This is a genomic window from Halohasta sp. A2 (assembly GCF_056175805.1).
Map to the genome: position 1 here is coordinate 1 of NZ_JAQFWV010000062.1, position 18716 is coordinate 18716.

The following is an 18716-nucleotide window of genomic DNA, read 5'->3' on the forward strand; positions in this document are numbered from 1 at the left end:
GGCTTGATATGTCCATTTCAGGGAATGAGTAATCACTACTGAAATCCATCGATCCCTGTTGCAGAGTGCTGTTCATGCTGATTTCAGTCCTTCAGCAGCGGGAATAGTATTTGTGGGTAAGAGACAGAGTTCTACTCAGCGTGTACTCGGTGATTGCGTGGAAGGTTCTTGAGTTGCGTGAGTTAGCCCGTGGTGAAGGAACAACCCCACCAGATGTCTTGTTGACCGAGGCCGAACGCGCAGTTCTGGAAACGAGATTTCCAGAACTGAGCGGGAAGAACGGGAAAGCGTATGCGATACACGTAGCGAAACTTGGTGGATACTTAGATCGTGGATCTGATCCACCGCCAGGCTGGCAGACAATGTGGAAAGGACTACAGAAGCTTCGCATGTGGGCAGAGGGTTACGAACTTGGTGCTGAATGAGCGCTGGTCGCTCATTCAGCGACATCCACCGTAGAGTGGATTTGATTCTGTTATTTCATTGGTAGAATTCTGAGTATAATTCAGTCTTCTCGTAGGCCGTCCGAATAATATAATAATTTTGACTAATTATTTATTTTCAGACCTCATTTAGTTAGTTTTAGATTCTGTCACTGAATTATGGGTAAGAGACAGCGCTTTAGCGCGGGGAGGATGTCAACCGTACTTCCGTAAAGCAAAAGCTGTTTGTAAACAGTAGATGGTGGCTCAGTGTGATACCTCGTCACAAGGGGCTCGGAGGGGGTAACACGGTATCTATCAATAGATTCCGTGGCGGTCTCTGTCGAATGGGAAACGAGATCTCAATGGCGAAAATGAAGGATAAAAAAGAGCCAGTGATCAGTCACACGCTGCCGTCTCGAAATCGAACCACGTCGACATCGATGGGAAGCGAATCGAAGTCATCGTCTCCGCCAGCGATGAGCGTACCGTCGGTCTCTGCGGCAAGCGCAACAGCGTGGGCATCCGCCAGTGAGATGTGACCATCCGCCTTCACCTCACCCGCGATCCGCCAGCTGGCCCGCTCCAAGACGACTCCCCACCGTTGGAGGGCCCGCACATCCCGATCCGCAGTCCGGAACGAGTCCGGTGTCGGGCCGCCGTCGACACCCTCGGCCCGGGCGATGAGGTAAAACACTTCAGCAGCATTCGTCTCGGCCATCAATCCGTCGACGGAACCGTCGCGGACCTCCGTGAGGTACGCTTCGACGACATCACGGCCGGGTTCGTCGTAGAGGTATGCAATGATCGCCTCGGTGTCAAAGACGTACGTAGCGCTCATTCGTCTCCGGAACCGCTCGACCGGAGACGGTCAATACGTTCCTCGTCGCGTTCCATCTCTTCGCGCTTGAGCTCTCGGACTTTCTCGATCATCTCCCCGCGGTTGCGGTCGTCACTGGCGTGAATGCCACCGAGTTCTTCGAGGGAAGGAACGGGCTCGACGACGATCCGCTCGCCCTCCTCGTAAATGAACACCTCGCCAGGCGTGTCGATCCCGAACTTCTCCCGCAATGGCTTCGGAATCGTGGCTTGCCCCTTCTGGGAGACACGAACTACATCCGGCTCTCGTGTACTACTCGACATAATTAGTTGTACTTACTTCGTTGAGATACTACTAACTACCGGTGACGCAACACTGTGTCGAGTCAGTCTTGTCGAGTACGACCAACAGGTCGACTTTGACATAACTTACTAGGAAGTAAATTCGCACGACTACGTGGCGGCCAGTATCGAAGGTGGTGGCTCAGTGTGAAACCTCGTCACAAGGGGCTCGGAGGGGGTAACTCTCATCACTGCCACCGTCGACACGTGGTCTCCCTGCGGACAAGTAAGCCACGCATCGACTCGCCAACCACTAGTCGTCAATCCCCCCAAGTGGGCTTCGAAGGTCCATCCGTGTGGCTGTGATCGTCTCATCGGAGCCTTCGAGCTCGATTTCGTACTCGTCGTCCGTCTTGTCGTGCGAAGAGACGACGCCGTGAGCTCCGTGGTAGTCGTACGCGAGGTCGCTTTCTTGGGTGATGTCGACTCTGACTCGACTCCCCAACTCGTAGACTGGGACAGCGCCACTGCCTTCCGAAGACCAGTCGATCCGGTAGCCGCAGTCGGGACAGTAGCCCGTTTCGTAAGAGGCGGCCTCGATGAACCCCGAGGCCATAATCGAAGCCGGAAGCGCGAACAGTCCGATTCCGAGAATCGCGACCGCACTACCGATGAGCTGGCCGACCGGGGTAATCGGCGTCACATCGCCGTATCCGACCGTGGTGAGTGTGACGATCCCCCACCACATCGTTCCCGGAATCGAGGGGAACGCCTCCGGCTGGGCGGTGTGTTCGGCAAAGTACATCAGCGACGAGGAGATGACCAACAGAATCAGGTTGCCAGCCATCGCGACGGTGAGTTCGCCCCGCTTGAGATAGAACGCTCGCCCGAACGCCTGCATCGACTCGCTGTACCGGACGAGTTTGAACAGTCGAAGAAACCGCACCAGTCGAAGTGCACGGAGAATCAGTAGATCAAGTCCAACACCGACGACCAGCAAGTAGAACGGCAAAATCGCGATCAGATCGATGAGCAACAGCGGTCGACTGGCGTACCGGAGCCGACCGAGAATCGGGTGGTCGTACGGCTCGCCGATCTCGATGGCACTCCAGATGCGGCACACGTATTCGACGGTGAAAATCAGCACCGAGATGGCCTCGAACGAGGTGAAAAACCAGCCGTAGGCCGCTTGGTACGAGTCGATCGTTTGCAGCATCACCGCAGCCACGTTCAGCACGATCAGACACATAATAAACCAGTTGATGTAGACGCCGGTGCCGTCGATATAGTTCGGATCGAGCAGCTCGCGCGTCCGTTTCCGCAGTGAAAGCGTCTGCATATAGCCTATCATAGAAGTGGTCAATCATATGTCTTGGCTACCGACGGGTTCGGCTGAACCCACGTTTTAGACCCTCTACCGGCCGGAACCACCATGCGCTGGTATCGGATATATTACCTCTACGTAGTATATTCACATATGAACAATCAGACAATCAAATATATTTTATATTCGGATGATTATCCGAGATGAACAATCACCTAAGAGAGAAATCATATATGCCATTAAACCGTATCAACATGAATCGTAGCCACACACCTCATCGCAGAGACGAACCGCAGACCGGTGGGCCGACTTGGCGGTCGACCAGCCCACGGCCACACACCGGGACGTTATGAAAACCAGTGTATTTCACAGGTGGCTACTTGTCGCTGTTGTTGGATTGGTACTGTTTTCGGGGTCGACCGTTGGCGAACCGCTGGTCGACATCGACCCTGAGACGGATCTGGACGGGAACGGGACCGAAACCGAGCCCTATGAGATCGCAAACAGCTCCGAGTTGCAGGCGATGGATCACAACCGGAGTGCGAACTACACGCTCGTCGACGATATCGACGCCACGAACACCTCGGCTTGGAACGACCAGGCGGGCTTCGAGCCGGTCGGCAACGACAGCGACCCGTTCGTCGGCGAGTTGAACGGGAGTACGCACTCGATCGACGGGCTTGCAATCAATCGCACTGACACAGACGGCGTCGGGCTGTTCGGCGTGAGTGAAGGACGTGTTCACGATCTCGTTCTCACGGACGTCGACGTTTCGGGCGGTAACGCGACCGCCGGGGCCGTCGGCACCAATCGCGACGGAACTGTCGAAACCGTCTCGGTTTCCGGGAACGTGACTGCCTCGAACGCGACGAGCGTCGGAGGACTCGTCGGGCATACCAACGGCACCGGCGAGACACGGGTCCAGAACGTGTTCAGTAACGCGAGTGTCAATGGAACCAACTCGACGGCTGTCGGTGGACTCGTCGGCAACAACACCGAAAGCGGGTCGACAATCGAAAACGCCCACACTGATGGCTCGGTCGACGGCAGTACGGAGGTCGGCGGGCTGGTCGGCAACAACACCGCCAGCATCTTCACGTCGTTCGCAACGGGAGCGGTCGACGAGTCAGGCGATGGAGAAGGGAATATCGGTGGGCTTGTGGGGTACAACAGTAGCGAAGTGACCGACTCCTACTGGGACACCAACTCGACCAATCGTGACAGTTCCGGCGGTGGCGAGGGACTGACCACTGACCAAATGGCCGGCGAGAACGCCACAGCCGACGGCAATATGGATGGCTTTGCGTTCTATGATGAGTGGATTCCGACCGAGGAGTATCCCAGACTCTCCTGGCAGTATTACGACGAGTCGACTGGTGATGGAACTGGATCGTCTCCCTATGTCGTCGAAGACCGGTACGGACTGCAGGCGATGAATGCTGATCTGGATGCCGACTACGAACTCGATGGTGACATTGATGCAACCGAGACCGACGACTGGAACGATGGCGACGGGTTCGAACCAATTGGTGATGATTCCGATGGATTCAGTGGCTCCTTAGAGGCGAACGGAAATCAGATCGAGTCGCTTTCGATCAACCGATCCGAGAACTACGTCGGGTTGTTCGGTTATGTTGAGTTTGAAGGAAGCGTTTCGAACGTGACGCTTGATGAGTCGACAGTTCAGGGTGAAGAATATGTTGGCGCACTTGTCGGAGATAATGGTGGGGAACTTTCGAACGTGACGCTCGATGAGTCGACAGTTGAGGGCGACGAGAACGTTGGCGCAGTTGTAGGATCCACTGAAGGGGTCGTGTCAAACGTACACGCTACTGCGTCTGATGTCACCGGAACACGATTCACTGGAGGGTTTGTCGGAGAGGTCCAAGCTGAAATCACAGACTCAAGTGCAAGCGGCTCTCTAAAGGCTCCCAATGGGTCGGACGTTGGTGGATTTGCTGGAGTCATAGGTGCAGAAGTCACTGACTCGGAAGCGACTGTCGACGTTACTGTTGAAGGCAATGTCGAAGATACAGACGGTTCCGGTGCAGTGGGTGGCTTCGTAGGAACGGTCTCTTTTTCAGCCATCGAAAACGTGACTGCGACAAGCGATATTGTGGTCGAACGAACGACCGGCACTGCTGACAATCCCGTTGGTGGGCTCGCTGGATCCCTTTCTGGAGGCGTTAAAAACGCCAGTACAAGCGGAACGATTACCGACGAGAACGCAACCGCAGTTGGTGGGGTTGTTGGGACTCATCGAGAACCAGTAGAAACTGGGCAAGAACTCGCGGACAGTGAGTCGAGCGTCGACATAACTGCGACGAACGGGACGAACGTTGGCGGAGTGGTCGGGAAATCAGTTAGTCGTAGCATACGGAATAGTTCGGCAAGTGGCGATGTAACGGGGAAATCTACAGTTGGTGGCCTTGTCGGCCGAACAGAAGCGGTCGCTGGTACGGACTTTCCCCCTATAATCAGTCGGTCGTTCGCTACCGGCACAGTCGACGGAAACGACTCTGTCGGCGGTGTTGTCGGAAACAACAGCATCGCTATCGAAGACACGTACGCATCCGGTGACGTTACTGGCAACGGAACGGTCGGTGGCTTCGCTGGAGAAATCCATGACGAAGTAACGAACTCGTTTTCGACTGGGACTGTTGAGGCCAACAGTACAGTCGGTGGCTTCGCCGGAGTGATCGACGACAGTGATCCTGTGAGCGACTCCTACTGGGATGTCGACACGAGTGAGACGTCGACTGCCAACGGCACCGGTCCAGCAACGAATATCACTGGCCTCGAAACGAACGAGCTGCAGGGGTCGGCCGTCACCCGGAACACAGAGCTCGCATTCAACCCGGTGTGGATCGCCACCGACGGCTATCCGCTCCAAGTCTGGCAGGTCGACGAGTATACGCTCAGCGTCGACGATGACGAACTCGAACCCGGCGACGAGACCGACGCAACAGTCAGTCTCACGTTGGCCGATGGAACAACCACGGCGACCGAGCCTGCAACCTACAGTTCTGACGACGAAGACAGCCTCACGGTCGACGACGAGGGTGTCGTGACCGCCGAATCGGAAGGTGACGCCGTGATCACCGGTGAAGCCAGTGGATTCAGCGATGACGTTTCACTGTCGGTTATTGAGCCACCGAGCACCTCGTCTCCATCGTCGCCAGCCCCGCCGTCTGACGACTCTGGTGATGACGATGGTTCGGATGACGACCCCGAAGAGGAAGAACCGGAGGAGGAACCTGAAGAGGAACCAGAGGAAGAACCTGAAGAGGAGCCAGAGGAAGAACCCGAGACCACTGACGACGATTCTACCGACGAGTCGACGTCCGACTCCGATGAAGACGACTCCGAAGACGCAACCATCGAAGGCGAGAGCTCAGGCGGTATCGGCGGCTTCTCGCCAGCCCAAATCGTGGTTGGCGGCGGTGCGAGCGCGGTTGGTGCCTGGGGTGCCGCCGTGTTGCTCTCGCGGACAGAACTGATGGCCATGGCTCCGGCAGGCGTCGCTTCCGCGGTCTCCTCGGTGCCGGGAACGTCGAGCTTCATTCTCGCCGAACCCGAGCAGGCCGCGTTTATTATCGCCGGTCTCGCGTTGAAACCCGACGAAGACGACGGGTCGACCGATGACGGCGGTGGCGACGACGAGGACGCCGACGTCGGTGCGGGCCACTCGATTACGATCGAGGCCACAGTTGAAAACAAAGGGGATATATCAGGTGCCAGGGAGGTCACACTCACACTCGATGAGGCCATAGAGACCGTTATCCTCGAAATCGAGCCACACAGCGCCAAAATTGCGGCGCTGACGTACGACACACGCCCCACCGACGCTGGCAAAACACTCGGCTTTACGGTCGACTGTGAAACCGACGCCGCAGACGTCGACGTTACGGTAGGCGAACTGACTGCTGACGACGAAACCAACGAGACAATGAGCGAAACGACAGACGATTCGGAGGCGAAACAGACGGGAACCGAGGTCTCGGACGACGAGATCCCAGACGAAGACGAGCAAGCCGACGCCGAGGCGAGCGAAGAAGAACTCGACGAGGGGACTCGAACGGGTGTCTTCGACCGCATGTGGCTACAAAAGGGCAAAATACTCGCGTACACTGCGGCGAGTATCGTGCTGTACATCGGTGCGACGAAAGTCCAAGAGAGTCCGTTGGCCGGTGGACTCAGCCTGTTTCTCGGATTTATGACACTGCCGATTGTCCGCGCGCAGCTACCGACTTCGACTAGGGTGCTGATCAGTCGCTACGGCAAGGTGCTGATCGTGATTTTCGGCGCGATTCTCAGTGGCGCAGTGGTCGATCCAGCGGTCATCATCGAATCGGCCGAGCGCCTACTCACGTGAATTGTTGGGTGACAGAGTTCAACTGAGTCGACCGGGCATCCATTCCCCATCGAACTCCTCGTGGATGTACTCCCGAGCGTTCGCACCGGCGTAGCTAGCGACGATCTGGCCGTTGCCTTCGAGGAAGTACTGGTAGGTCGTCAGCCCTGCCAGCCCGACCGGGCCGCGGGCGTGGATTTTTCCGGTGCTGATGCCGACCTCCGCGCCGAGACCGAACCGGTAGCCGTCCGAAAAGCGAGTAGAGGCGTTGTGGAAGACGCTCGCCGAGTCGATCCCCTGCATGAAGACGCTGGCAGCGTCGGCATCCTCGGTAACAATCGAGTCAGTGTGTTTCGAGCCGAACGTATTGACGTGATCGACTGCGTCGACCAGCGAGTCGACAACCTTCAGCGAAATAACGAGGTCGCCGTACTCGGTCGACCAGTCGTCGTCGCTGGCGGTATCCATATCGACGACTTCGCGCACGCGCGTATCGCCGCGCATCTCGACGCCCGACTCCTCGTATCGGGCGACGATCTCCGGGACGAACTCGGCGGCGACCGACTCGTGAATGAGCAGCGTTTCGGCCGCGTTGCACGCGGCGGGATACTGCACTTTCGCATCGTGGGCTACGTCGACGGCCATAGAAAGGTCGGCGGCCTCGTCGACGTAGACGTGACAGACGCCCTCGGTGTGGCCCAACACGGGAATCGAGGTGTTGTCCTGAATGTAGCTGACGAACGCTGAGCTCCCGCGGGGCATCAGCAGGTCGACCGATTCGTCCATCTCTAGCAGTGTGTTGACATCCTCGCGAGCCTCGATGAGTTGGGCCCACCCCTCAGGCAGGTCGCTCGTGGCGTCGACGATGAGGTCGTAGAGCACGCGGTTCGACTCGCTGGCTTCGCTGCCACCCTTGAGAATGGCCGCGTTGCCGGATTTGAGGCTGAGCGCGGCGATCTGAACCAACGCGTCGGGGCGCGATTCGAACACCGTCGCGATAACGCCGATCGGGACAGCGCGCTTGTAGAGTTCGAGTCCATCGTCGAGCCGTCGGGCTTCGAGGGTTCTGCCGAGTGGGTCGTCCTGGCCAGCGACGCTGCGAACCATCTCGGCGATCGAGTCGATTTTGGCGTCACTGAGCGTGAGTCGGTCGACGAGTGCCTGGGTGTACTCGCCCGTTTCGAGCAGTTTCTCGGCTTCGTCGACGTCTTCGGCGTTGGCCGCCAGAATCTCGTCGCTGTGGGCCTCGATGGCGGTAGCGATCGCTTCGAGCGCGTCGTTACGCTCGGCTTCCGAGCACTGGGCCAGCTTCAGCGCTGCGGTCTCCGCGTCGGCCACCTTGGCTTCGGTCGTAATCTCACTCATTGTCTTCACCGTTGATAGGAACGAATATGGTCCCCACGGCTTTTGCTGTGGCGATTTTCTCCAACACGTCGGGCTCGGTCGACTGGGCGATCACCGCGGGAATCCCGTGTTCGCTGACTGTCCGTGCGCCCGTGACTTTGGTTCGAATGCCACCGAAACTCTCGGTCGCGCTCTCGTCGATAATCGCTTCGACGTCGCTGTAGTTCTCGCCGACGGCATCGATCAATTCGGCGCTGTCGTTTTCTTTGGGATTTCCGGTATACACCCCGCCAACGTCGGTCAGGGTAACCAAGAGATCGACGTCGACGCCCATCGCAATCGACGACGAGATCATGTCGTTGTCACCGATCCGAAGCTCTTCGGTGCCGACCGCGTCGTTTTCGTTGATGATCGGGACGACGCCCCACTCCAACAGCGTCTCGATGGTGTTGCGGAAGTTCGTGAATCGGTCGGCGTTATCGAGGTCGTCCTGTGTGAGCAGGATCTGGGCGACTGTGTAGCCGTAGCGCTCGAAGCTCTCGGTATAGCGGCGCATGAGGTGGGATTGGCCCACCGTCGACAGCGCCTGAAGCTCTTCGAGCGTCTCGTGGCCATTGCCAATCCGGCCTGACCCGGCTCCCACGGCTCCCGATGAGACGAGAATGACCTGTTTGCCACGGTCCAGCAGGTCGACCAGATCGTCGACCAGCTTGTCGAGTTTCGCGTCGTCGAGATTCGACTCGTCGTCAGTCAGTGAGTTGGTGCCTGCTTTGACGATAACGCGTGTGGCGTCGGCCGCCAGCGCTCGGGTGTGGTCGACGACTTCGCGGTCGACCGTGTTTACTTCTCCGTCGACTGTGTCGTCAACCGTCTCACTCATCGTCTGCGTCCTGCGCCAACTCCTTCGAGCGTTCCTCGGCGGCGGCGACTGCCTCGCCGAGTTCCGCCTCGACATCGCTGTCCCACAGCACGTCCATGCCCTCGATGGTCGTCCCCTTGGGTGAACAGACCGCGTCGATCAGGTCTTCGATCGACCGCTCGGAGTTGAGGACGGTTTCGGCTGCGCCTTTAAATGTCTGTGCGGACAGGGTTCGAGCGTCTTCGGGACTCAGCCCACCGTCGACGCCTGCGGTGGCCATGGCGTCGATGAGATAGAAGACGAACGCCGGGCCGCTGCCGTTGACCGCAGTTGCAATGTCCATCTGCGACTCATCGACCTCGACGAACTCGCCGACTGCATCGAGAATCGCTCTGATCTCGTCGGTGACGGTCGACTCGGTGACCGCGGCGGCCATCAGTCCGTACTCGGCGGCGAGGTTCGGCATGATCCGGACGACGGTGGCGTCCGTTTTCGATTCGAGCAGATCAGTTGCGACCCCGGCGGCGATCGAGAGCACCGTCTGGTCGGCACTGAGTTCGAGCTCTGAGAGAATGGTCCCGACGAGATCCGGTTTTAGTGCGAGAACGACTACGTCAGCCTCGGCGGCCACCGACAGCTCGGTCGTCGTTCGGTCGCAGTAGGGTTCGATCGTGTCTAGGACCTCGGTGTCGACGTCGCAGCCAGTCACCGTGTACTCGGTCGAGTTGGCGAGGCCTTTGATAAATGCGCCCCCCATATTTCCGCAGCCGATAACGCTTATGTGTGTCATACTGTGGACTCCTTGGTGTCGAACCGAGACAGACGAACTTTAGCTTTGTTAACTTCTCCGCCTATCGGACCACTGAATTCCGGCCGAAAGCCACGACCTCAGACGCGAGCGTAAGCGAGTTCCAGGGCGGGATAGTTGACAGACCAACTACCCGTCAATGAGTGTTAATTTCTCGCGTTTCTCTACTGGGATTGGATTAACGTATTTCACGTCTTCACCCTTACAAAGATCGTCGAAATCACTGTCAGTCGTGATCAAGTAATCAGCGTCATATGCTCGTGCAAGCGCAACGATGAACGAATCGTATACGTCGTGGTTTTTTTCCGCGCTGATATCGTACGCCTCAAGCAGCGTTGTCTCAGTAGCATTGATGATCCGTGCGGGGCTCCGCACAAGTGATTGGATGGCATTTCGAGCTGCAGTTGCGTCTACTCCAAAATTGCTCGTCATGAGGTACTGCGCTCGTAACGGATAGTAATCGAATACAAGCAACACGTTTGGCCCATCAATTGCGTCCTGGATCCACGGATACACATCATCATGTGCAGGATGATCATCAGTAAGCGCGATTGCGAGTACGTTTACGTCCGTAAGAACCGTCACTTCGGTCGGGAGAGAATCAGTCATCGGAGAGTCGTTCACCGATCTCTCGGCCCGAAGAGCGCTTCTCCGGCATCAGTTGGTGTCGTGTTCTCCCAAGAATCTCGGTCGGCTGTTGCGGTCTCCAACTTCGAGCTCGGTTTAGGGTTGACTTCGAGGACCGACCCAACGAGGGTTGCTGGAATCTTATCATTTGATTTGATTCCTAATCGGTCTCGGACTTTTTTCGGGAGTGTTACCCGACCTCGATCATCCACTGTTAGGGTGAGTTCTTCCCCGTTGCCCGCTTTATATGATGCCTTTCCCATTTTGAACCACCTGTTTCCCACTACTATGTTTACATACAAAACTCTTGTGCCACCCGAAATGATGGTCAGATTACATTATTCAGCAACCAGCTATTCCACGTGAGTATGTGTTTGAATAGATTTGTGGTGTACTCTACTTGTGGGCAAATGAACAGTAGCAGATTTCAACGTAGAGGTGGTAGCTTCGACAACAGTTACCACGTCAGACCTTCATATATGATCCCGTCGCGGTGTTCGATACACCGTCGACCATCCACTACGACCGGCGTCGACATCCCGTCGAACTCCTCGTCGAGCGCGCTGAACTCTTCCCAATCGGTGACAACAAGCGTGCCATCGGCACCGTCGAGTGCCTCAGCGGCCGTCTCGGCGTACTCGATCTCGGGGAACTGCTCGGCCATACGACTGACTGCAACGGGATCGTAGGCGACGACATCGGCACCCACTGCTTGTAGTGCTTCGATTACCGGAATCGCCCGCGAGTTCCGAATGTCGTCGGTGTCCGGTTTGAATGCGAGGCCGAGCACCGCGATTCGGGCTCCATCAAGGTCGATGTGTTTCTGCAGCAGTGTGAGCATCCGATCGGGCTGTCGATCGTTGACTGTTACGGCGGCTTCGAGCATGGCTGGCTCGTAGCCCTCGGTTCGGGCGGCGGCGACAATTGCATTGACGTCTTTCGGGAAACACGACCCACCCCAGCCAACACCGCTGCGGAGGAACTGCTCGGAGATCCTGTCGTCGAGGCCGATCGCGTCGGCGACCTCGTAGGCATCGAGGCCGAACTCCTTGCAGATGTTTCCGAGATCGTTGATCAGGCTGATTTTGGAAGCGAGAAACGCGTTGTTGGCGTACTTGATCATCGAGGCGGTCTCGGGATCAGTGTCGACAATCGGCGTTTCAGGGGTAAGAAGCGGCTCGTAAACTGCTTTGAGTTGGTCGGTTGCCCACTCGGAGTCCGTGCCCACGACGAGCTTGTCAGGGTGCTGGAAATCAGAGACGGCTGTGCCCTCTCTGAGGAACTCGGGGTTCGTTGCGATCTCGACGGCCTCGTTGTCAGTGGATCCTCGTCGGAGTGCGGGTTCGAGCACATCTCGAATGCTCGGTGGGGTGACGGTGCTTTTGATGACGACGAGATGTCGGTCGGCTTTGTCGGCGAGTGCCTCGCCGGTCGCTTCGGCGGCCGCTTGGAGGCCTGTGAGGTCAATACTGCCGTCGGCGTTCGAGGGCGTGCCGATCGCCAAAAACGTGAGATCCGACTCTGCGAGGGCATCGTAGCTCGTCGACGCGGTGAGTCGACCGCCTGCGTGTTTGGCGAGGAGCTCATCGAGGCCGGGTTCGCTGATCGGTGCGTTGCCAGCGTTGAGTGTGTCGACGATTTCCTGGTCGATATCAATCGCCGTCACCGTATGACCCATCTCGGCGAAACACGCCGCAATGGTCGTTCCCACGTAGCCGCTGCCGATGACCGTGATATGCATTAGCTGATCTGTTCGGGGTCGTGAGTATGAGGGTTCTGGTATGCCAGCGAACTGTCGGTTTTACAAGAAAGTCTTTACGTGTTGATTCGTTCGCTACGAGTATGCAAGCAGTTGTACTCGCTGCCGGGAAGGGAACGCGGCTTCGGCCGCTGACCGACGACAAGCCGAAAGGGATGGTCGAAGTCGACGGTAAACCGATCTTGACCCGCTGTTTCGACCAGCTCGTCGACCTTGGAGCCGAGGAACTCATCGTCGTCGTCGGCTATCTCAAGGAAGTAATCATCGAGCATTATGGCGACGAATACGAGGGCGTGCCGATCACCTACGCCCACCAGCGCGAACAGAGCGGATTGGCCCACGCACTGCTCACTGTTGAGGATTATATCGACGACGATTTCATGCTGATTCTCGGCGACAACATCTTCCAAGCCAATCTGGAGGACGTCGTTCGTCGACAACGCGAAGATCGGGCCGATGCGGCCTTTTTGGTCGAAGAGGTCGACTGGGAGGAGGCTTCGCGGTACGGTGTCTGTGATACGAACAAGTACGGCGAGATCACTGACGTGGTCGAGAAACCCGACGATCCACCGTCGAATCTCGTGATGACTGGCTTTTACACATTTACCCCCGAAATCTTCCACGCCTGCCATCTGGTCCAGCCATCGAACCGCGGCGAGTACGAGATCAGCGAGGCGATTGATCTGCTGATCCGCTCGGGTCGGACAATTGATGCAATTGGATTGGACGGCTGGCGGATGGATATTGGCTACCCTGAGGATCGCGATGAGGCCGAACGACGGTTGCAAGAAAAGCGAGAGTCTGAACAAGTCGCGTCTGCTGACAGCTAGGATTATTAATCGGTCATGCTTGTGTGATATTATGTCAATTAAATAACTGCTATTTGTGGTGAGTATTCTTTGGCATTTGCTACCACTGGAAAGTCCGGAAAGACGTTGTTAGACTGGTCTTGACTCGGATTTCAAATCCGGAACCATAGGATCTTACTCAGATTCAGCGATATCCTCAACTGGTTCATAATGGTGAAGTGGTCCATATGGTTTGTATCCGGGTACATACGTGAAGGGATTATGACGCCTAAAGTGTAAGTTAAGAGGAAGCGTATCCCGGCACTCACGAAGAGTGGATCCTTTCTTATACGTATTTATTTCATACGTTAAATCAAGCATATCTGGAGTTGGTAATGCTCCACGATAGAGGTCTTCAAGTCGAAGTATTCGAACTTCCCATGTACGTGCGATTTCCATAGCCCGTTTGGTGAGATTAGTTGTATGACAAAGCAACGGCATTGCTCTGCACGCGTATGCCAACATACATAGACGGAAAATCACATCCGGCGTGATTGGTCGAGTCTCCCAATCTTTACATTCAGCAACAATCCAGTCTGTCGGGTCATCCTGTTTTTCACGTCGAACTGCCACTACATCGACTTCAACACAGTAGACTTTTTCTCGCATATCTGCACCGTACCCCCACCGTTCTAACGCATTCCTGAGTTGGTACTCTAACCATCGTCCGTCACCGTTACCACGTCCTTTTGTGTGTTCTCGAAGTGGTATGGGTTTATTTTGTTCATAGCTCTCTAGGTCTGGTATTGGAGGTACCAATAATGAAAAGAGATCGCCAACAGTTCGTTGTGCAGGAATGATTTGATGGCCCAAATGACCCGTCGCTTCAATACTTTGTTCGTCTCTAACTTTCTCTTCGATTCCTTCGAGTTCTGTCTGTAATTGTTCAAGAATTGTCGGATAATCAGTTGTCTCGACGTCTGCTTCGTACGCCATCGGCCTCCATGTGGCATCCGGTTCAGGATTACAGAATACATTTCGAGCTTTAAGCAGTGGTGTGTGTAGTGATTGAAGCTTGTGCAATGCTTCTTTTTTTACTTCTTTGGACAACCGTTTATCATTTTTAACCTCCTTTGTAAGGGCTGCGACTGAATGTAGTAGTGGTTCAAGTGAACTGTAGTTGCCTTCAAATGAAACATCTGTACTTTCAATTGTTTTCTGTTTATTTTGGCTTTCAAGTATCTCGTACTGTCGGTGCGGTCCAGATCGGAGTCGTATTCTCACAAATGGTGGCTCGTCATCGTCTACAGTCTCTTGTATAATCTGTGTCAATCTATCGTCGTACTGGTCAAGCCCTGGCTCAGGGATTCGAAGCTCTTTGCTAGAACTGTGCGTATCGACAACAAGAAACCCGCTGTAGCCCAATAGATAGTGTGGTAGTTTAGCACCTTCTGGCTTGATTTCGAGTGTCTCTGTGGCATGCTGTAAACCAGTCACTGTCTCTAATACTCCAAGAGAATTCATTAGTCCAGCCGAGGTTATCTCTGAGACTGTGATTTCTTCATGCTTGGTATCTGGAACTAATAGCAGTGTTCGGTTTTTTGCCTCAATGCGTCGCGCTGGCGATGTATGATGATAGTCAACTATCTCTCCCTGTGTTTGATGTGTTTCATGTGGCCCAGAAGACCAACTGATTTCGATCCGAGACTCCGGCGGTAGTATCTGCAATTTTGATGTAAGTACCTCAATCGGCTCACCGCTTCCTGCGTCATCTACCATCAGTTACGATTGGTTTACTGTCTCGTTATTTGCAGTGTGTGCAACATTTTTCATTCAAAGGCCGACAGCGAGTATTTGGTTTCGAATACGGACAACTGGAGACGGTGATTTTTGTTGTCTCACATAGCGTCCGGTCAACTACTCAGAGAGTTTGTTGCAGTGAGTGCAGTATTCGGTACACAACCAACTTTTTCATCGATTTGGTTGTTTTTATGTTGCTCACTGTTCACTAACCAGCCTCAGCCGACAGCACCGGACCGCACCGCTGTTTTCTTTTCAACCTCCGCATCCAGCTTCCGCCAACGCACCGGTGTTCTCTTTTCAGTACCCTCCGCCTTCCGCACCGACCGTGTCACAGGGTCGACTGTAGGTCCATCATAGAGTCAACACTTGAGCCACGCAAGGGGCTTTGAGTTTTGCGGGCTATTTATCCGTTCTCGTTTTTGCATTTCTTTTCTTGTTGATGTGCAGTTCCGAGCCAATACCCCGCAGAAAGCAATACCTCAAGACTAACCCCAAATGCAGGACCCGCAGTGAGCTGGTCGCCGTTTCGATCGATCAACCCTGCTGCGGTCAACTGGCTGAGGTGACTCCGTTTGAGATTTGTCCGAAGATTCGTTACTTCACGAGTCGGTGCCCGCGTTGGTATGACATTGTTTTCAAGCCCGTAGATGGTTTCAGCTGCGGTTCGCAGATCGACAGATTGACCGCCCGCTGCAGCAACCACTAGCAATATTGCTCGTCGACGTGGATGGCTTAGTTGATGAAAAACATCGTCCGTTCGATTCGGCGTTCGGTTGTCGTTCGTCATTAGAGAGTCTCCTGGTCCTGAATAATCGAAATCTCAGTCAGCGCTTCCCGATTGACTAGTCGCCACAAACACCCGGCCCATTCTGCTTCAGTGCGCCAATATCCGGGGTCGTGTTGTCGACGTGTGTACCGATAGCGTCGTTTCGGCCCGCGTTCCGGCTTGATAACGATCTCAACGATTGGTGATTTGGTGTCACTCATAGCGTATTCTACGATGTAAACACATCGTACCCCTGTTAGAAAATAAATGCAAGCAAGGACAGTCATACGACGAAACCTATTGTATATGCTGACAGGAGTATCGGAGCCATTAGCGCGGCCTATAGTGGCTCTAGGCTAGCGAGATGCAGTCATTTTCGCGTGACACACCCGGCCTTCGGCCGGAATAAGGGGAAAAGAGGGTGAAAACAAGGAACTGAAAGCCCCACAGGGGCGACCAAAAGGACACAAACGACAGTGGGTCGACGTCGCGACTATATGTACTCGCGCGTAGACGTCGTCGGAACGCGGTCGACTCTTCGCCCGATTAATTCGACCTACTGATGGATGGTCGTCGCTTAGTCGTGGGAGTCGACGACTCTCCTTGGGTTCGCCCGATAAAGGTTCGAACTCGACGAACAAACGAGCAGAGCGCGTCTCTGTGATGACGTCAATGCCCGTCTTTTTCGGATCGATCTGACTGTTCGATTGCGTCTTTGTCGACAGTCTGGGTCTGGAATCACCACTGAGTTCCTGGGTCTGCCAACAGGTACTGCCTCTGTCTATTGCTTAATTTATCCATTTTGATAGTTCGAAACAGCGCATTTATGCTGGGCCCATGGGCCGAACAGATAGCAAGCGCTGTCGACCACGCCTGTGTTTCCACTGGAACTGCGTCGACACACGCATCCACGCTCGTACGATGTGTGGTATCCTTGTGTCGGCCTCACGGCCTTGAGTGGGTCTTTGTCCCCTTTCTTTTGTTCTTATACCGGATGATATCGGGGTTTGTCAACACCCAATGCAGGTCTCTGTGTCGCCTAAATGTACTCTTGTGTGATCTGGTCCTCTTTTGGTTGCTGTCGCAGCGAGTACTATGTGGGCATTTGTCTGTCTCAATAGACGTGTATGGCGAGTTGCGATCGTTGGTGTCTCACAGATCTGATTTCACGGTATCTCCCGATAGCCGACCGTAGGCTGTGGTATCGACGGCGGGTGGACTCTTCGAGCTGCGCAAAGCGAACTCGGGATCGAATCTCGATTGGCGCGAATATTCTGACAAAGGTTCTGACGGGTATCTCAGGGTTTGTCACGGGCGTCTGTGATTTTTCGTGGTGGATTATTCTTAGACTTTTTTCTTCGGAAAAAAGATTGTGTATTCGTGAGCTACTGGTTCATGAGGCGAGCTCAATGAGGACATATTCCTCACAGAAAGGTGTCGACAAAACACGAACCATGGGTGATGCGGTGACAATCGCAATGTATTCTCTCGGTTGATATTTTTTTGGACCAATAGGTTAATCCATGTACGCAAGTTCCCCCGACGTTCTCAACGTATGACACCACCAGCGAATAAAAATCGATCGTACGTTACATTTCCCAACCGCTTGACGATCAGATCGCGTGTGATGCTTACTGTCATGTGTCTGTGTCTATATCTAGTATTTAAAATCCGGTGTATTTGAAGATTTTTGGCTCGAGAATACCTATCGCGTGACCTATCAAGTTATACGTCTTATCGGAGTGCATTTTTCTGTATTTCTGTAGAATGAAAAATATATTTCGATACACAGATTCTCTGTATCGGGTACGCCGGTACTGACACATACTGAGGAGTTCGAGAATGTAGTACTGTATTCCGGGCACAAATATGGCAATTCGTCCGGGTGATCACTTCTGCTGCCATTGGGCCCACCGAGTATTTATACACCGCGCAGAGCTATTTACTACACATGAAGCCTGAGGGCACACTCGATAGGCAAACACTCGATCGCCTCCAAGAGGTGCTCAGTGAGCATCCAATCAGACTCGGCGTGTTGTTCGGTTCACAGGCCACCGGAGCAGCTGGAGACCACAGCGATATCGATGTTGCCGTCGAGTTTCTGCCGTTAGTCGACGATCGGTTCAAAGCACGACTCGAACTTGGTGTTGATCTCACCTGCGCGCTCGGCACTGACGACGTCGACGTGGTCGACCTCCAAACCGTCCGGCCAGCAGTCGGCTACTCAGCACTGACCAGTGGGACCGTGCTCGTCGGGGATACCGAACGGGTCGAAGAGTTTGTCGCGCAGTTCGACAGTGAGCGCGAGCGCTCAACCAGCATGGAGCGTCGTGAACGGTTCGATGACGCACTCGGTCGGTTGAAAGAGCTCGTCTGATGTCTCTCGACGACGAAACTGAATCGAGAATTGTTGAGAAGGTTGAATACATCGAGCAAGCGGTGACGGTTCTGTCACGGAAACAGTCCCTTAATCTGTCAGGATATCTCGCAGACCGTGAACAGCGAGCGATTGTCGAGCGTGAGTTCCAGACCGCATTAGAGGCGTGTATCGACATCGCCGAGTTACTGCTCAAGTCGGTGTCCGGCGCAGTCCCTGAGACCAATGCTGAAAAGTTCGCCCGACTCGGAGGGATAGACATTGCCTCGTTGCGCCGCTAATTAATCGCACTCTCGGTGCTTTCTCCGTCCAGTTTCCGTGAAAGTTGTATGCAATTGGACGCCTTCTGTCGATATGAAGTCGAAGCGGTCAACAATACGACAG

Annotated in this window: 15 protein-coding genes and 1 pseudogene; 5 read left to right on the forward strand and 11 right to left on the reverse strand. The window is 54.9% G+C overall.

All coding sequences use genetic code 11. The features are described 5' to 3' along the window. Positions 1-113: 113 nt before the first annotated feature. Positions 114-425 (forward strand): annotated as a pseudogene (locus tag O2S87_RS14430) (IS4 family transposase); the annotation flags it as partial. A 400-nt stretch (positions 426-825) separates the two neighbouring features. Here the strand turns inward: O2S87_RS14430 and O2S87_RS14435 are convergent. The 3 genes from O2S87_RS14435 to O2S87_RS14445 form a co-directional block, all read right to left on the reverse strand. After that, positions 826-1263 carry a PIN domain-containing protein gene (locus O2S87_RS14435; RefSeq protein ID WP_475409482.1) on the reverse strand — a complete coding sequence of 146 codons (438 nt, stop codon included), beginning with the start codon at positions 1261-1263 and terminating at the stop codon, positions 826-828. Further along, the gene (locus O2S87_RS14440) at positions 1260-1565 is read right to left on the reverse strand and encodes an AbrB/MazE/SpoVT family DNA-binding domain-containing protein (protein WP_475409483.1); all 306 of its coding nucleotides are present in this window, start codon (positions 1563-1565) and stop codon (positions 1260-1262) included. Before O2S87_RS14440 ends, O2S87_RS14435 begins: the two co-directional genes overlap by 4 nt. Before the next feature lie 271 nt (positions 1566-1836). Next, positions 1837-2862, reverse strand: coding sequence for an ion transporter (locus tag O2S87_RS14445; protein ID WP_475409484.1), 1026 nt, complete (start codon positions 2860-2862; stop codon positions 1837-1839). Between the two features lie 334 nt (positions 2863-3196). Between O2S87_RS14445 and O2S87_RS14450 the strand changes: the two genes are divergently transcribed. Further along, positions 3197-7222, forward strand: coding sequence for a beta strand repeat-containing protein (locus tag O2S87_RS14450; protein ID WP_475409485.1), 4026 nt, complete (start codon positions 3197-3199; stop codon positions 7220-7222). Positions 7223-7240: 18 nt separating this feature from the next. On the opposite strand, the gene O2S87_RS14455 is transcribed toward O2S87_RS14450, so the two are convergent. From O2S87_RS14455 to aglM, 6 genes are all read right to left on the reverse strand, one after another. Next, positions 7241-8566, reverse strand: a complete 1326-nt coding sequence (locus O2S87_RS14455) for a glutamate-5-semialdehyde dehydrogenase (RefSeq protein ID WP_475409486.1) — start codon at positions 8564-8566, stop codon at positions 7241-7243. Continuing rightward, entirely contained in the window at positions 8559-9425 is an 867-nt protein-coding gene (gene proB / locus O2S87_RS14460; protein WP_475409487.1) for a glutamate 5-kinase, read from the reverse strand. Before proB ends, O2S87_RS14455 begins: the two co-directional genes overlap by 8 nt. After that, entirely contained in the window at positions 9418-10194 is a 777-nt protein-coding gene (gene proC / locus O2S87_RS14465; protein WP_475409488.1) for a pyrroline-5-carboxylate reductase, read from the reverse strand. The genes proB and proC overlap by 8 nt, the downstream gene beginning before the upstream one ends. 147 nt (positions 10195-10341) lie before the next feature. Then, positions 10342-10821: a type II toxin-antitoxin system VapC family toxin gene (locus O2S87_RS14470; RefSeq protein WP_475409489.1), complete on the reverse strand. Its 480-nt coding sequence runs from the start codon at positions 10819-10821 to the stop codon at positions 10342-10344. An 11-nt stretch (positions 10822-10832) separates the two neighbouring features. Further along, complete coding sequence (locus O2S87_RS14475; RefSeq protein WP_475409490.1) at positions 10833-11102, reverse strand: AbrB/MazE/SpoVT family DNA-binding domain-containing protein; 270 nt, start codon at positions 11100-11102, stop codon at positions 10833-10835. Positions 11103-11296: 194 nt separating this feature from the next. Continuing rightward, positions 11297-12580 carry a UDP-glucose 6-dehydrogenase AglM gene (gene aglM, locus O2S87_RS14480; RefSeq protein ID WP_475409491.1) on the reverse strand — a complete coding sequence of 428 codons (1284 nt, stop codon included), beginning with the start codon at positions 12578-12580 and terminating at the stop codon, positions 11297-11299. Between the two features lie 101 nt (positions 12581-12681). Between aglM and aglF the strand changes: the two genes are divergently transcribed. Next, the gene (gene aglF, locus O2S87_RS14485) at positions 12682-13428 is read left to right on the forward strand and encodes a UTP--glucose-1-phosphate uridylyltransferase AglF (RefSeq protein ID WP_475409492.1); all 747 of its coding nucleotides are present in this window, start codon (positions 12682-12684) and stop codon (positions 13426-13428) included. Positions 13429-13581: 153 nt separating this feature from the next. On the opposite strand, the gene O2S87_RS14490 is transcribed toward aglF, so the two are convergent. Beyond that, on the reverse strand, positions 13582-15165 hold the full coding sequence (locus O2S87_RS14490) for a restriction endonuclease (RefSeq protein ID WP_475409493.1): 1584 nt from the start codon (positions 15163-15165) through the stop codon (positions 13582-13584). Positions 15166-15592: 427 nt separating this feature from the next. Beyond that, entirely contained in the window at positions 15593-15976 is a 384-nt protein-coding gene (locus O2S87_RS14495) for a DUF7344 domain-containing protein (protein ID WP_475409494.1), read from the reverse strand. A gap of 1930 nt (positions 15977-17906) precedes the next feature. Between O2S87_RS14495 and mntA the strand changes: the two genes are divergently transcribed. Both mntA and O2S87_RS14505 read left to right on the forward strand, forming a co-directional pair. Further along, entirely contained in the window at positions 17907-18332 is a 426-nt protein-coding gene (mntA, locus tag O2S87_RS14500) for a type VII toxin-antitoxin system MntA family adenylyltransferase antitoxin (RefSeq protein WP_475409495.1), read from the forward strand. Next, the gene (locus O2S87_RS14505) at positions 18332-18613 is read left to right on the forward strand and encodes a HepT-like ribonuclease domain-containing protein (RefSeq protein WP_475409496.1); all 282 of its coding nucleotides are present in this window, start codon (positions 18332-18334) and stop codon (positions 18611-18613) included. Before mntA ends, O2S87_RS14505 begins: the two co-directional genes overlap by 1 nt. Positions 18614-18716 lie beyond the last annotated feature (103 nt).